The 837-nt window shown below is 51.4% G+C and carries 1 protein-coding gene; it reads right to left on the reverse strand.

All coding sequences use genetic code 11. The features are described from left to right. Positions 1-19: 19 nt before the first annotated feature. Positions 20-783, reverse strand: a protein-coding gene (locus ACU1JV_RS28015; RefSeq protein ID WP_102163329.1) for an IS5 family transposase whose coding sequence is annotated in 2 segments (ribosomal slippage) — positions 20-447 and positions 447-783 — 765 coding nt in all. Because the reading frame shifts where the segments join, the coding sequence is not laid out codon by codon here. Positions 784-837 lie beyond the last annotated feature (54 nt).

Raw genomic sequence — 837 nt, forward strand, 5'->3', positions numbered from 1 at the left:
CTAGGGCCTGTACGCAAACCTATTTGAGCCATAAACGAATTGAAAGCAGCGTCAAAAAAGCCATGAACATGTTCGCTGTTTTTTCATAGCGAGTGGCCAAGCGTCGATAGTTTTTTACTTTGTTGAAAAAGCATTCAATTAAGTGTCGCTCTTTATACGTTTCAGAATCTAACGGGCGCTTTACCCGCCGATTGCGTTTGCTTGGGATAACCGGAGTGATCGCTCGGCTTTGCAAAAGCTCCAGAATGGCATTGGTATCGTAGGCGCGATCAGCCAACACTTCGCCCGGGCAGAAGTCCAGTTCATGAAGAAGGCGATAGCCGGTGACAGAATCGTGGTCTTGTCCTGGCGTCAATTCGAAACGCAGCGGATAGCCGAGCGCATCCACCATCGCATGAATTTTGGTAGTTAATCCTCCGCGCGAACGTCCGATTGCTTGCCGGTCCTGCCCCCTTTTGCGCCCGCTCCATGTTGATGGACGCGGACGATGGTGGCATCGACCATGACCTGCTCCCAATCCGGCTCGATGGCGACATGCTTCAGTATTTCACCCCAAATATTCGCTTTTTGTAGCCGCCAGAAAAAGCTGTAGGCTGAAGACCAAGGGCCATAGTAACTCGGTAAATCCCGCCATGGCGCGCCCGTTCGAGCAACCCAAAGCACGGCATTGAGCATCTGGCGCCGATCCTTGGGCGGACGTCCTCCCTGTTTTTTTCGGGCTGGGGGCAACAGGGGGTCAACTATATTCCATTCTTCATCCGTTAACTCGTATCTTCGTCTCATGTGCCTTATTTTACTAGATTTCTACGAGTTGTACAGTTTGCGTACAGGCCCTAG

This window comes from Paenibacillus sp. T2-29 (assembly GCF_052921365.1).